Annotated in this window: 12 protein-coding genes, 1 rRNA gene, 1 pseudogene and 1 other annotated feature; of the genes and pseudogenes, 7 read left to right on the forward strand and 7 right to left on the reverse strand. The window is 43.3% G+C overall.

Annotated elements, in window-relative coordinates:
• Positions 1–244: 244 nt before the first annotated feature.
• Positions 245–362: ribosomal RNA gene (gene rrf, locus ACM0OZ_RS45390) — 5S ribosomal RNA — on the forward strand.
• A 449-nt stretch (positions 363–811) separates the two neighbouring features.
• Here the strand turns inward: rrf and ACM0OZ_RS45395 are convergent.
• From ACM0OZ_RS45395 to ACM0OZ_RS45410, 4 genes and pseudogenes are all read right to left on the reverse strand, one after another.
• Positions 812–1,402 carry a tyrosine-type recombinase/integrase gene (locus ACM0OZ_RS45395; protein WP_414589551.1) on the reverse strand — a complete coding sequence of 197 codons (591 nt, stop codon included), beginning with the start codon at positions 1,400–1,402 and terminating at the stop codon, positions 812–814.
• 419 nt (positions 1,403–1,821) lie between these two features.
• Positions 1,822–2,298 carry a hypothetical protein gene (locus ACM0OZ_RS45400; protein ID WP_414589552.1) on the reverse strand — a complete coding sequence of 159 codons (477 nt, stop codon included), beginning with the start codon at positions 2,296–2,298 and terminating at the stop codon, positions 1,822–1,824.
• The gene (locus ACM0OZ_RS45405) at positions 2,295–2,537 is read right to left on the reverse strand and encodes a hypothetical protein (RefSeq protein WP_414589553.1); all 243 of its coding nucleotides are present in this window, start codon (positions 2,535–2,537) and stop codon (positions 2,295–2,297) included. Before ACM0OZ_RS45405 ends, ACM0OZ_RS45400 begins: the two co-directional genes overlap by 4 nt.
• Before the next feature lie 680 nt (positions 2,538–3,217).
• Positions 3,218–3,667: pseudogene (locus tag ACM0OZ_RS45410) on the reverse strand (CAP domain-containing protein); the annotation flags it as partial.
• A 121-nt stretch (positions 3,668–3,788) separates the two neighbouring features.
• Here ACM0OZ_RS45410 and ACM0OZ_RS45415 point away from each other — a divergent pair.
• Positions 3,789–4,004: a transcriptional regulator gene (locus tag ACM0OZ_RS45415; RefSeq protein WP_414589554.1), complete on the forward strand. Its 216-nt coding sequence runs from the start codon at positions 3,789–3,791 to the stop codon at positions 4,002–4,004.
• 187 nt (positions 4,005–4,191) lie between these two features.
• On the opposite strand, the gene ACM0OZ_RS45420 is transcribed toward ACM0OZ_RS45415, so the two are convergent.
• On the reverse strand, positions 4,192–5,088 hold the full coding sequence (locus tag ACM0OZ_RS45420) for a tyrosine-type recombinase/integrase (RefSeq protein ID WP_414589555.1): 897 nt from the start codon (positions 5,086–5,088) through the stop codon (positions 4,192–4,194).
• Positions 5,089–5,168: 80 nt separating this feature from the next.
• Between ACM0OZ_RS45420 and ACM0OZ_RS45425 the strand changes: the two genes are divergently transcribed.
• Together ACM0OZ_RS45425 and ACM0OZ_RS45430 are read left to right on the forward strand one after the other, a co-directional pair.
• Entirely contained in the window at positions 5,169–5,639 is a 471-nt protein-coding gene (locus tag ACM0OZ_RS45425; protein WP_414589556.1) for a double zinc ribbon domain-containing protein, read from the forward strand.
• 25 nt (positions 5,640–5,664) lie between these two features.
• A complete protein-coding gene (locus tag ACM0OZ_RS45430; protein WP_414589557.1) occupies positions 5,665–8,676 on the forward strand; it encodes a Tn3 family transposase in 3,012 nt (1,003 codons plus the stop codon).
• Between the two features lie 182 nt (positions 8,677–8,858).
• Here ACM0OZ_RS45430 and ACM0OZ_RS45435 read toward each other — a convergent pair whose 3' ends face one another.
• Entirely contained in the window at positions 8,859–9,164 is a 306-nt protein-coding gene (locus ACM0OZ_RS45435) for a hypothetical protein (protein WP_414589558.1), read from the reverse strand.
• A gap of 290 nt (positions 9,165–9,454) precedes the next feature.
• Positions 9,455–9,564, forward strand: a sequence feature (23S ribosomal RNA rRNA prediction is too short).
• Positions 9,565–9,783: 219 nt separating this feature from the next.
• On the opposite strand from ACM0OZ_RS45435, the gene ACM0OZ_RS45440 reads away from it, so the two are divergent.
• Positions 9,784–11,307, forward strand: coding sequence for a flavin monoamine oxidase family protein (locus ACM0OZ_RS45440; RefSeq protein WP_414589559.1), 1,524 nt, complete (start codon positions 9,784–9,786; stop codon positions 11,305–11,307).
• Between the two features lie 474 nt (positions 11,308–11,781).
• On the opposite strand, the gene ACM0OZ_RS45445 is transcribed toward ACM0OZ_RS45440, so the two are convergent.
• On the reverse strand, positions 11,782–11,973 hold the full coding sequence (locus ACM0OZ_RS45445; protein WP_414589413.1) for a plasmid mobilization protein: 192 nt from the start codon (positions 11,971–11,973) through the stop codon (positions 11,782–11,784).
• 184 nt (positions 11,974–12,157) lie between these two features.
• Here ACM0OZ_RS45445 and ACM0OZ_RS45450 point away from each other — a divergent pair, with 184 nt between their 5' ends.
• Both ACM0OZ_RS45450 and ACM0OZ_RS45455 read left to right on the forward strand, forming a co-directional pair.
• A complete protein-coding gene (locus ACM0OZ_RS45450; RefSeq protein WP_414589560.1) occupies positions 12,158–12,346 on the forward strand; it encodes a hypothetical protein in 189 nt (62 codons plus the stop codon).
• Positions 12,347–12,955: 609 nt separating this feature from the next.
• Complete coding sequence (locus ACM0OZ_RS45455; protein ID WP_414589561.1) at positions 12,956–14,278, forward strand: AAA family ATPase; 1,323 nt, start codon at positions 12,956–12,958, stop codon at positions 14,276–14,278.
• The last annotated feature ends 37 nt before the right edge of the window (positions 14,279–14,315 follow it).

Genomic DNA, 14,315 nt, shown 5'->3' on the forward strand with positions numbered 1-14,315 from the left:
TACGCAGCCAACCCGTGCTAATAGACCGAGGGCTTGACTTCAACAATTCAAAATTCAAAGTTCAAAATTCAAAAAAAAAGAATTTGAATCGATAGTTTTGAATGAACAATTGGTACAATTCGCGTTACTGTGCAGCCTTCAGGGTTTTGAATCAGTTATCAGTTAACAGTTATCAGTTAACAGTATTTTGATAACTGGTAACTGGTCACTGGTAACTGGTCACTGGTAACTGACCACTGTTTTTCCTGGTGCCTATGGCGCGGTGGAACCACTCTGACCCCATCCCGAACTCAGTTGTGAAACGCTGCTGTGGCGACGATAGTTGGCGGGTAGCTGCCTGTGACAATAGCTCGGTGCCAGGATTATTCTTACAACCATAAAGCCTCTTTCTAATCTAGAAAGAGGCTTTTGGTCATATAAATAGAGATTTGGGTTAATGGTGGGCGATGCTTATCGTAACAAAAAACAAAAATCGTCTTATTCCAACTGCTGCAATATTTGAGTGAAAACGGACACAAGGCAAGTAACAAGTTTCATATGGTGTTTGTAGGGGCATGGCATGCCGTGCCCGTACTGGGGTGTGTAGACAACACTGTTATCGCGTCCTCAAAATGCAACTGCCTAATGACCCCAAAGAAAAAACGCTACGCGCGAATTTTAGTCAGTTTTAATCGGCTTAAGCTACTCGCTGTGGAACTTGAGTTCCTGCCGGGTTGACGAAGAATGAAATAACCCTGGCATGAATATATCTCAGTGTACTTAATGCCCTTTTGTAATCACTTTAGCTTTAACATTTTATCGCCCCCGAGCGTTAATCCTCTTTTCGGTTCCAATCGATTGTGACAAAGCGCCTTGAGTTGAGCTTGGTATATCGTTCCGTATGTCGGATATCCCGATGTCCTAAAAAATCTTGAATAAACCTAGTTGAATAACCTGCATTAACTAAGTAATAACCACAAGCGTGTCTTAGTTGATGCGGATGCACTTTGATATTTAGCCCAGCCGCCGCACCAAGTCGAGTCAAAAGTCTTTGCACAGCAGCGGGCGTCAGCGGTTCCCCTCGTTCCCCAACAAAAACGTAAGGATTCTTCGGGTTAAGCTGTCGAAGCTTTGTCAAAGCTTCCACCTCATCTATAGGGAGTGGATGCACCCCATTATCACTCCCCTTTTTGCGAGTAATGAAAATTTCTTTATCCAATAGTGAGATAGCATCCCATCTCATTTCACAAGCTTCTGTCACCCTAAGCGCGTGGCGGAACATCATTAGCACCAAAGCTTCGTTTCTTTCTCGATAGCGTCCATAAACTTTTGCCGTCAAGAGTAACCTGTTAATCTCACCAGCTGTAAGATACTCTCGTGACCTATAATCCTTATTTTTTCTGCGGACTGGCGTGACTGGCATTTCTTTGGGAATTGACTACTGTTCCTATTATGCGGCTAATTACGAACAGTTTATCTGCCCCAAAGCCTTGATTTTCCGTTGGCACTCGCACGAAATAACCACCGTTTATCAGTTGTCGTCACTCGCCCCTACGCAAGAATACGGCTTCTAGCCGCGATTGATAAAATCTGCTTATGCTATCACTGATATCAGCTTTGACAGGTAGAATAGGCGCTACCTCCTGCTTTTCGGTGATTTTGTACTGTGACTTCACATAATACTGAGTGGCTTGGAGTCTCAAAACAAAAACCCCCGGCACGTCACTGGGGGTTACTTTTAGCACAAACAGAAGTGCAAAGTTCTGTTCTCGCAGTTTGGCATTGCACCACTTTACTCATCACTCAATTTTCTCTTGTGCCAAAATGCCTATTCTGTTGGCATCAAGCTACTGATTGTGAAACAGTGCTTGCGACTGAGAGATCCAAGTACTCAATTTGTGCAGGAGTAATCCGAATTAAAATACCAACTGGTCTGTCCTGCCCTCTATGTTTTCGGGTTTTGGCAAAAGTTCCGGTCGATGCGACCACATACCCGGATGAATCGTTTTGCAAAATATCCGATTCGACCAACGCATCTAATACGGAGCCAATCAGATTGTCAGAGTCGCTGCTGAAAAAATTGACAAAGGTACAATCAACCCTTGCGGGAATTGGTGCTGGTGGTAGGCTCAACGCTTTCATCTGCAAGATGGCATTACGCTTCCACTCCCCATATCGCTGTGCTGTATGGACAACGCCGCCCCGTCCAAACCTTGGGCGAGCCTTGCCGACACCTCGACCATCTAGCCAAATTTCAATCAACTTTATCTCCTCACACAAATTTTTGTATTGATAGCACAATGAATAGTCATTAGTCATCGGTAATTAGTTTTCTGATTCCCAATCCAGACAATTGTCACTGCACCCCTCCGGGTGAACCGCACAACATAACGATTCCTCGCTGCTATAGTATTTGCAATTGCTGCAAATACGCTTTTGTACGCGATTACCGCACCCAGATCTAGATTCTGAATATAGAGCGCAAAGTCCACCGCCTTGGTAGTATTGGGGTCGAGCCGAGATAGCTGTAAAAAAGTGCCACTTACCTTAGCAGACATGAATTTAGGGGGTTTTGAGGAGCATTAGCAGACATAAAACCCTTTTTGGAGCCTATTTTCATCTGCTAATAGTAGTTAGCAGATATTACCAATGCAAAATTCTCTTGGACTGAAATATAGACAGGACAATGCTTTCAGGCGAAGTGGCACTTTTTTACACGTATCTCGGCTCAATCCCTTGTAACGTCGGTGTATCTTGGAGCCCTTTCAGTTTAAGCGCGCTTTGCTATTTGTCAAGCGCAGCCATTCTACATTGGGAGAAATTATGTTTAATCTAAAAGCCACAAGCTTTGACAGCAAACCGTTAGCGGCTTTTTTGGTCGTGAGAAGTTGGATTCAAAAATGGTTTAAGGGCACTTGCCTTAATTGCTTGTATAGCCGTAAATGGGGTTTTTTGTGAGTTTTCGATTTCAGAAATAAATGTTGGGCATCGTAAGCGATGGTGCTCTGCACCCGCCGTAGGTGATGCTCCACAGGAGCCGCCCTTTGGGCGATCGCTCCGCCAAAAAGATAACGGTCAAAGTCAGATTAAAACTTGTTGCAGTGGCAGCGTTTCAAAGGCACACGGGTGAGAAGATTCACTCAAAAGGGTTTTGAGCAGAACTTTATTTGCAGATAATGTGGTTTCAAAAATGCCTTGGCAAGCGGTTTGAAGTGTTTATGTTTGCAGTTCACTACACCTAGTTACGAGAATTCAGTGCAACTGATTTTTCTTGATATCCGCCTGCGTAGTTAATCACGCACATTGTTTTGTAGTTAGCATGATTTCCAAAAGCAACTCCAGCGACTTTAAAAGCAGAGTTGAAGATGTTTTTTCTATGACCGCGATTCGCCACTCCATCATCCACAATTAACTGGATAACGATGTCTTGAGCTGTACTTTGACCGTAGCTGATATTTTCTGCAGCTTTAGATTCCCAGCTTCCGTAGCGGTCCATGCGAGTAGATGGGTTACTGCCGTCGCTTCCAGTATGACCTGTTGCACCTTTTGCACCGTTGTCGTTGACATGGTCTCTTGCACCCATAGACATTCCTTGAGATGTTGTTAAAGCACCAACAGGAGTTGCATCCTTGAGAAATGCGATCGCCTCATCAACGGCTTTGACTCCTTCTATTGTTTGCATCAGCACTTGATGGGGCGCGAGTATCAATGGAACAGAAAACCGGGATAAGAAAAAAGCAATGAAAAATTAACCCTCCTACCATGTATATACATGATAGAATTTCTTTACCATGTATATACATAGAAATATGGATCAGTACTCTGGAACAAGACAGAAATCCCAAAGGCGACCTCGTACACCAGATGGTAAATTTGAAACAGATTACTCCGATTCTCAAAAACGGTTAAGGTCTATTCGCCTAACAGACGAGGCTTGGGAGAAGCTTTATGAGATAGCAGAGAGAAACCATATAACTCGAAGTGAGGTGATAGAGATATTTACTCGCGGCGGCGAGTTGTACTAAGGATTTTCTCTGTGAAAGTTTCAAGAAATAGTGTAACTTATGACATTTTTTGTCCCGGTTCGCAGCGTCAACCCATATTTTGACACTCAAGAGTATTGTCTATTCTCTTGACTGTCAAAGTGCTTTTCTACCATTTGGGTAATAAACCTGATACTGTTGGTAAATTGCGATGAGCAAACGTGGTTTACTATTCTCCATAATTTTTGATTTTCTCAAAGGCGAGTTGTGCGACTTCTTCTGCACGTTGTGAGGTCACTTTGGAATAACGAAGGGTAGTTTGAATTTTCTCATGACCCATTAAAGCCCTAAGTTCTTCTATCTGTAGTATCCCCATGCGCTCAGTCGCCCAAGTGTGCCGTAAGTCGTGTAAACGAGTACCTTTAAGTTCTGGAATATGACTAGTAATTTGAATCCAAGACTGATAAACACGAGCGTAGGAAAGACGAGAACACGAGTTATTTTGTGGTTTTTGGGCAGTAAATAAAGCCGGATTGCAATTGTAGCGGTAATATTTAATGTAGTTGAAAAGACTCCCTCGCGTAGAGTCATTATAAAAACACCAGCGTTGTTTGTTACCTTTACCAATTACCTGAAATCTACGTCTATCATCATCTAAATCATCTAAATTTAAACTAAGTATCTCCGCAATCCTTGCTCCACTACTATGTAATAAATGTACTAATGCATCCATTCGAGCATCTTTTTTTACTGCTTGGTAGAGAAGCTCTAATTGCTGTGACGTTAGATAGCGTACTTCTTGTTCTGAATTGTGTTCTCCTCTCTTGGGGTTTGGTTTACGCCGTTTTAGTTGAGAAGCCGGGTTTGATTTGAGTAAACGCTGTTCAACAGCAAAATTAAACAATGCAGTAATTACCGCTTGATGGCGGTGATGAGTAGTAAATTTTATGCCATCCAAATTACTTAAGTATTCAACTAAGATATCTCTATCAATAATCTCAATTGACCACCGACCATAAAGCTTAAGCAGAGGCATTAAAGTTGATTCATAGGAATCAATAGTGTTTTGAGAAAGTCCGGGACGCTCCAAAAACTGTGTAGCTAATGATGCTAAAGTAATACCCATTTAATGATTGGTAGCTAATGTTTGACGACAAAATATAAGGATTAAATTATTATTAATCGTATCGAAAAGGGTATACTTTTATGAGCGTTTTATCAGGGTCGGTGGCTCCAAAGCCCACAGAACCGTTGGGATGTTACATCCAAAGAGTCCGCTCAGAGTTAGCTCTAACTCAGGCTGAGCTAAGTCAAAAAGCTGGGGTACATATCCAGACTATTCGTAAGATTGAGTCCGGTCATACATCTCGACTCAATCAAAAAGCCAAGTCCGGACTAGCTGCGGCATTGAATATTCCTCAAGAATATCTTGATGCAGTAGTTAAACAAGTACCAATTGAACAGGTGACTCTCTTAAAATTTTGTCCTAAATGTTGGACACCAGGAACAACTCTTGACCCAATGTGGACGACACAAAGGTCAAAGTATTGTTTTGCTTGCGGTGCGAAATTGAGAGATAAATGTGCTAGTTGTAACGAACCAATTCTGTCGTTGAAATTTAGGTTCTGTCCTTACTGTGGAGAGCCCTACAAACACTTGTCGGGAAATACTCAATAATTTTATTGTTTTAATATTAACATAAATGCCCGTTGAATTTTTAAGTGCAGAACAGGAAAAAAGATATGGTCGTTACGCCGGAGAACCGTCACCAGAACAACTGGCGAAGTATTTTTATCTTGATAATCTGGACTTGAAATTAATCAAGGAACGTCGGGGTAACCATAACCGTTTAGGTCTAACTTTACAGTTATGCACTGTACGTTTTTTAGGAACTTTCCTCACAGACCCAACTAATGTACCAATAGTTGTCATTGACTTTTTAGCCAAACAATTAGGTATTGAAGACACAACTTGCTTGTCACGTTACCGCAACTGTGAAACCAAGTGGGAACATACAGCATTAATCAAACAACGTTACGGGTACATTGATTTCCATGCTCAACCCTTTCATTGGAGATTGGTACGTTGGTTGTACCAAAGGGCAATGTTGAGTACGGAATCTCAAAGTATGCTATTTGACTTGACTACTGCCCGACTTGTGGAGCAAAGAGTTCTACTGCCTGGAGTTAGCGTACTTGCACGGTTGGTTGCATCAGTCAGGGAAAGAGCTGCAAACCATCTGTGGAAAGTTTTATCTCAACTTCCTAATCAAAAACAAATTACTTGTTTAGAAAAACTATTACTAATACCAGAGAACCAGCGATACTCCATATTAGACCGTTTGTCTCATTCTCCCACTCGCGTCAGTGCCAAATCCCTAGTGGAAGGGATAAATCGGCTCCTGGAGATCCGAGCAGTTGGTGTTGGAAATATAGATTTATCTAAAATCCCAGCGACGCGCATCAAATTTTTAGCCCGCTACGCGGCGGCGTCTAGGACGGCATCTATCGCTCGAATGCCCGATGCCAAAAGAATTGCGACCTTAATGACGTTTATTCATGAATTGGAATACACTGCTACCGATGATGTGATTGACTTGCTTGATTTACTCATCAAAGGTTTATTGGCAAAATCACAGCGTGAAGGACAAGACGAACGCTTGCGAACATTGAAAGATTTAGATGCCGCCGCATTGAGATTAGCATCAGCAGTCGAAGTCATACTTGATGCTGACTATGAAGATGCAGGTATTAGGGTTGAAGCGTTTGAACGCGTCAGCCGTGATAAATTATTACTCGCCGTAGAGAAGGTAAAATCATTGGCACGTCCTTTTGAGGATGAACTGCTAGACACGATTCTGTCCCGGTGGCGATATGTGCGGATTTTTTTACCAACTCTTTTAGAAAAAATCGAGTTTTCTGGGATGGATTCCGCTACACCAATCTTAGAAGCACTCGATTTTTTACGTGATATAGAGGGTTATAAACGACCAGATATGAGTGTTGCACCATTAAAAGTCGTTACTAAGGCATGGAAGCGGTTAGTTATAAACGATAGAGGAGTCATTGACCGTAAGGCTTATACGTTCTGCGTTCTTCAATGCTTACGGTCTGCGTTGCGACGCCGTGATGTTTTTGTTGTCAAAAGTCAACGTTATTGCGACCCCCGTGCCAAACTTTTATCGGATGAGGCTTGGGCAGCGCAACGTGGGGCGATATGTCGTACTTTAGACCTCGAACCTACTTTTGATAAAACTCTAGAAATTTTAAAATCCCGACTTGATGAAGCTTATCACCGTACTGCTGCTAATTTTCAAGACAATGCAGCTGTACGTATTGATATTAAGGACGGTAAGGAGCACTTAGTATTGACGGGATTAGATAAACTTGTTGACCCACCTAGTTTAACAACCCTCACTCGTCAAGTGGCAGCAATGTTACCGAGAGTGGACTTGCCAGAAGTGTTATTGGAAATTGATGCCAGGACTGGATTTACGAAAGAATTTACTCATTTAAGTCAAGCCGGAAGTCGCGTACTAGATTTGCACATTAGTATTTGTGCAGTGCTGTTGGCGGAAGCTTGTAATATTGGGTTGGAACCATTGACACGCTCGGAAGTGCCAGCATTGACACGTGGGCGGTTGTCATGGGTACAGCAAAACTATTTCCGCAGCGAAACCCTGATTCGCGCTAACTCCAGACTCGTTGATGCTCAAACCCACATTCCTTTAGCACAAATTTGGGGAGGAGGCGAGGTTGCATCCGCCGATGGTTTACGGTTCAGTGTGCCTGTAAGAACCATTAATGCTGCACCCAATAGTAAATATTTCGGTGTTGGTCGAGGTGTTACTTATTACAACTTTACGTCCGACCAGTTTACTGGCTTTCACGGTATTGTCATTCCAGGTACCCTACGGGATTCTCTGTTTTTATTGTCAGGATTACTCGAACAAACAACCAGCTTGCGACCAATTGAAATCATGACCGACACGGCAGGTTATAGTGAGGTTGTGTTTGGTTTATTTTGGGTGTTGGGCTACCAGTTCAGTCCTAGGATTGCAGATATAGGAGATTCAAGACTTTGGCGATTAGACAATAACGCTATTTATGGAGCATTGGATAAACTAGCAAAAAATAAGATAAATACTGAACTCATAGCTAATAACTGGGATGATATATTGCGAGTAGCGGGTTCTCTCAAATTGGGAACTGTGAGTGCAACAGACTTAATGCGTTCTTTACAACGAGGTAACCAGCCTTCAACCTTATCTAAGGCTATTGCTGAGTTAGGTCGAATCGCTAAAACTTTATACCTCCTGTCCTATATTGATGATGAAAGTTACCGCCGTCGCATCCTGACCCAAATCAACCGTGGCGAGAGTCGTCACAGTTTGTCGCGAGCTGTGTTTCACGGGCAAAAAGGAGAGTTGCGGCAAAGATATCGTGAGGGACAGGAGGAACAACTTGGAGCATTGGGCTTGGTTGTCAATGTGATTGTGTTATGGAATACTTACTATATGGATGCAGCTATCTCTAAACTGCGTTCCATTAATCAACAGGTCTTACCGTCAGACGTTGCAAGACTATCTCCGCTGGGGCGCAAGCACATAAATATGTTAGGGCGGTATCATTTTTCTCTCGCTGAAACTATAGAACAGGGAGAATGGCGTCCTTTAAGAGACCCATCTGCACGCGTTGATTTTGAATTAATTTGAGGAAAAAGAGCTTATCCCGGTTTTCTGTTCCTAAGTTTTGTAACGATTCTTTCATGTATATACATGGTAACAAGTCTTAATCAATGTCAAGACAAGGTTTTCATCTATGTATATACATGGTTGAGATTTTGCCTATATTTTTGACTTTATTTTCTTATCCCGGTTTTCTGTTCCATTGATACTCACGCCCCTTGATTAGAAAGTTGAACTCGTGTTCCTTGAAAGCGCTGCTTGTAGTTTTCTAAGATAGAGACGTATGCTTGGGGATTTGTTCTCACCTTGTTCATCTCGGCAATCACTTGTTGTTCCAAGGATGCAGTCGAAGGTACTTGTCTGTCTAAAGTTGGGTTAGCTGCGACGGCTGAGGTGCGAGCAACACTGGCTACGTTTTTTGTTCCTGCGAAAGATGGGCTAGAGAGAAACATTTGAGAAGTGCAAGCTGCAACCAGAGCGATAGGGAAAAACACACCAAGTTTATTGTGACGCATACATGACCTCACGATGACTGTTGTACCGAGTGATTGGGTTTATTTTGAAATCAGAGAGTTCTGCTTGGCACTCGCAGTAAGATTCAGTTCCAGAGCGGATTTAACTGAACTCTTTACTCTGCATCTAAAGTAACTCGGTTCAACCCTGCCAGGAAACGGTGCGCCCACCCAAGTACAACTTGTGAAGAGGTACTTGCAATGGATCAAGTCACGTACGTAGCCAATTTTGTACAAAGCAGTACTTTTTCGTGACGCTGTTCATGGATGGCAATGAGTCATGTATTCTCGGCACCTCGATGTCGGCTCATCGCAACCTAGGGCGGTAGTACGTCCCAAGGGTTGGGCTGTTCGCCCATTAAAGCGACTTGAGTTCAACGGGTATAAAAGTCTAAAAAGCTTGCTACATAGATATTTGAGAAATGGGATCTGTCAAAAAATGAAATATTATGTGCAAAGCCGGGGGTCAAACTGCGTACGCTTGCCTTTCTTCTTCACATTTGTAAAACGCAACAGTTGGCACTTCAAAAGTGCATAAAAATTTCTAGTCCCCCTTATGAAAGAACAGAGGCGGTTGAAATCAAAACCGCCGCCACACAAACAAAAAAGGGAAGCTGGAACAATGGACACCAAAATTTTACTTGAGCAATTCCAACTGGTAAACTTTCAAAAAGGCAAACGGATCACGATACTGGGCGCAGGTATCGCAGGTTTAGTAGCAGCATATGAGCTAGAGCGCCTGGGACATGAAGTCGAAATTATGGAAGGTAGCCCACGCATCGGTGGACGGGTATGGACACACCGCTTTGGTAACTCCCCTGATGCACCCTACGCCGAACTGGGAGCAATGCGTATCCCAAACGACCACGAAATGACTCTGCACTACGTACATGAAATGGGACTGTCTGACAAACTGTGTAAGTTTATGACAGTGTTTGAGGAAAGCAACGCAATGATGAACATCAACGGACAAGTGCTGAAAATGAAAGACGCACCTGGTGTTCTGCAACAAACAGAAGGCGGTATTTTCAGTGACACTCGCTACAGTGAAAGAACTCGCGCCTTTGCAGCTTGGCTCAAAACTATTATTAATACTATCGCTCCTGGTAATCTCCGTTCTGATTTTGAACGCGACTTGAACTCTCACTTGATGGATGAGTTAGAGCGCTTAGATTTAAACCCCTACTTTAGCGAAGACGGCGAAACGATTGACTTGCACTCATTCCTGAGACAAAACCCAAGCTTCCGGGCAAAGTGTTCTCAAGGATTGGATATTTTCCTCGGCGACATCATGACAGAAACCAGCCACGACTTGTTGCAACTCAAAGGTGGGATGGACCAACTCATCCAACGTTTGGCAGCTGAAATCAAAGGTTCTATCAAGTGTAATCAAGAAATCGTCGCTCTGCGCGTACAAAAAGATTCTGTCCAAATCACCTACAAGGAAAATGGACAGTTGCACACCAAAAACTGCGATTATGTACTATGCACCATTCCCTTCAGTGTATTACGCAAAATGGAATTGAGCGGGTTTGATGATGATAAACTCGATTCAATTCACAACACCGTTTACTGTCCCGGAACGAAAGTTGCCTTTCACACTCGCGAGGCTTTCTGGGATAAACAAGGCATCAAAGGTGGTGCTTCTTTCAGTGGTGAAGGTGTGCGTCAAACATACTACCCTAGCGTAAAGTTCAATCCTGAGCATGGTAGCGTGATGTTGGCTAGCTACACCATCGGTGACGATGCTCAACGCATGGGGATGATGTCTGAGTCTGAGCGCTTTGATTACGTCCAAAACACTGTAAGCAAGATTCATCCTGAACTGAATACACCTGGTGTGATAGTGGACAAAGCATCCATTGCTTGGGGTAACTACAAGTGGAGTGCTGGTGGATGCACAATTCACTGGGATGACGCTGATAAATCTCAGAATTACCTCTCAGCGCAAAGAGCCCAAAACACTTTGTTCTTTGCTGGCGAACATTGCTCTCGCTTCCCCGCATGGTTACAAGGTTCCATTGAGTCGGCACTGGAAGCGGTCTACGATATCGTCAAGCACAAGCCAGTTGCACAATCCAGTGCTGTGCCTGTAGGCAACTCCTGGAACAAAAATCCTCTTTTGGTCACAGTTGGAGTTCGGTAGTTATCACCACGTTCATCTAAATTATTACAGTTCGGAGGTAAGCATCAAGAAAATTTAACAACTAACAGTCCATATTCAATTCAGCTAATAAATCCCTTTTTGTTTCACCCGCCCCAAAGCGGGCTTTTTTAACTTATATGATGTCCGCCAAAAGCGTGACCTAGAGCAGCGAGGGGCAATTTTTGGCGCTCGCTCTCAAGCGTGCGCTCCGCGCAATCGCCCTCCGGTTCCCACCTCAACATAACCAGTTGTCCAACTACTGTGATACAAAATTCCGATATTGTCCTGAGCTGCTGCTCTACGAAATCTCAGTACCTGATTCAGCTAAAAGTTCTTTGATTTGACCTTCCAAGCGTTGCATATCAGCAACAATTTTTCTCCGATGCTCATCGGTTTCGTTCAATCGGGCTTGCAACCGCTGTCTGTCAGCATCAACATATTTGAGGTGTGCCGCTTGCAGCTCTTGGAGCTGCTCTAATATTTTCCCAGCAGTTGCTGCTCCTGCACTTGTAATGCTTTTTTCTCCACTGGGATCTCCCCTCTGGCAATCTGAATCAGAAATTGTGTTCTGGTCATCCCCATTTGTTGGGCTTTTACTTGAAGTGCATCCCAATCGGACTGAGTCATCCTTAGGGTAGCGTTGATGGTTTTGTGTGGGGTGTTCATTTTCTAACGGCATATGGATATGAATCTCCACAATTATTGCACGTGCAGTTGACTGGGTCGTCATGCACGTGCAATAAATATTAGCAGATGACGTATCACGTGCATACGTGATTTCAAACTCGTACCGCTTTCAAAACGAAAGCACCAGTATTTGCTCTACTGGTGCCATTTTTTCACGAATACTATGACTATAAATCAAACCATTCTAAAACCCTGGGCTGTTTTCCGACTGATTCCACCGGCTCAACACGTGTGTGTTGAGCGATTCCGCAATCGTAACGATGCAATTGCCTACTCTAGCATTTTGAAGCGTCACAACCCTAATTCAGAGTTTCAAGTCGTTTTTGACCAAGAGATTAGGAGGACTCTCTAAATAACAAGTGCCCAAATTCATTCTGTGGCAGTGTAAAGAAATTTAGAAGGCTCTGACAACTGCAATACGAGTACTACCTTGAAAGCAATCGATATTGCATTAAGCTGTAGTACGTTAACAAAGCGCACCGATTTTCCACGGAGCGCTTTGCTGCTTAAATGTATTATTTAAAGCGCCGCAAAGTTCTGATAATCCTCTTTCCCCCTGCCCCTGCTCGGGAGGCTTTGGTTTCTGTCACATGAGTACTTACAATTTTGGATTATATTCGCAAGCATTGTTTTATGACTGTAGACGCGAGTGGTATTAAACGCTAAAGTCAAATTAATTCTGAATTAATAATGCGCTCAGCCCGTGAATTGATTTTGATGACCAAGAAAGAACTCAGGTGTCAGTCGCCAGGAGTCAGAATGAAGGAAAGTGCGACTGGTGGATGAGTCATGGGGTAATGCCCCCACCAAATCTTTGAAAAGGTGGTCAACTTTCTTCGTGGTGGGTTCAAGCCCCCACTAATTGCATTCTGAATTCTCAATTCTGACTCCTTCTTTTTGACGCTTTTTCTCAATTTACGCTCTCTCGACCACATCTGACGATTTCAACTGCTAAATACTCATGATTTCGTTCCCTAAAGTCGATAAACTTCCTATTCTTACCTTGGTCGAAATCCAGCAGTATTTAGAAAGTGGACTTTTTCGTGGAATCGGGAAAAAAACTGCCCAAACTCTTGTCAATTACTTTGGCTCTGACACCTTATTGGTGTTAGATACCAATCCAGAAAGACTTGAGGAAATCCCCGGACTTGGTAAATATCGAATCGCTACAATTACCAAAGTTTGGTCAGAAAGTAAAGCCAATCCTACAAGAGCAGCTATTGCCCAGCTTTTGGCTGTGGGAACATCATTGAGGTTAACTTTAAAGATTTGTGACCATTACGGACACAAAACCTCAGCAGTACTCAAAAGCGACCCTTACAAGCTAATTGATGACATTGAGGGCATCGGCTTTAAAACTGCTGATCAGTTAGCGCTGTCCCTCGGTATGTCGGTAAAATGTGAAACTCGCTACTCTAAAGGTCTGCTCCATGTTTTGAAGGACGCCTTGAGTGAGGGCAATTGTTTTCTGCCTGAATCCCAATTACTAGCACGTGCTGTATCTTTGTTAGAGCGTCCTGACCACACACCCGACTATAAATCTTTAAGTACCATTCTTCTTCAGTTAATTGAGAACCAAACTTTAGTTTATGGCGAGATTGCCAATAGTGTTTATCTAAGAGCTGCCTACCGCGCTGAACTCTCCGTAGCGTTAAAAATTAAAAATTTAATTAATCAGCCAACTTACTCGACAGAACATCTAGAACACTGGTTAGCCGACTTTGAATCGGCTGACTATCGCGAACTCTCACGCTTGAGCAATGAACAGATCAGTGCCTTATTCATGGCAGTTAGACATCCGATTAGTATAATTACAGGCGGTCCTGGACGCGGCAAAACCCATGTGCTAAAAACCTTAGTGCAATGGTTGACATCCATTGGGGCAACTATAGCTCTTGCAGCTCCCACAGGGAAAGCTGCCAACCGGATGAAAGACGCTACAGGGATGGAAGCAAGTACCATTCACCGTCTACTTCAATGGCAAGGACTTGGGCAAACCTTTCACTATAACGAGCATAATCTCCTTGCTATTGATTGGCTGATTGTTGATGAATTTTCAATGGTGGACATATTCCTGTTCAATTCCCTACTGAAAGCTTTACCACCAAAAACCCAAATTCTTTTAGTAGGAGACTCTGACCAATTACCCAGTGTCGGGGCTGGAATGGTACTACGAGACTTGCTTTATTCTGAAATAGTGCCGACAACGAGATTGCAGACCATTTATCGACAGCAACACGAAAGCCCGATTATCTATGCAGCTAGCTGTAGGAGCCAGCAATAAGAAACGCTTCGACCAGCAATAAGGATCATTCTGAGCC

Source organism: Scytonema sp. PCC 10023, assembly GCF_963920835.1.
Lineage (GTDB): Bacteria > Cyanobacteriota > Cyanobacteriia > Cyanobacteriales > Nostocaceae > Kalymmatonema.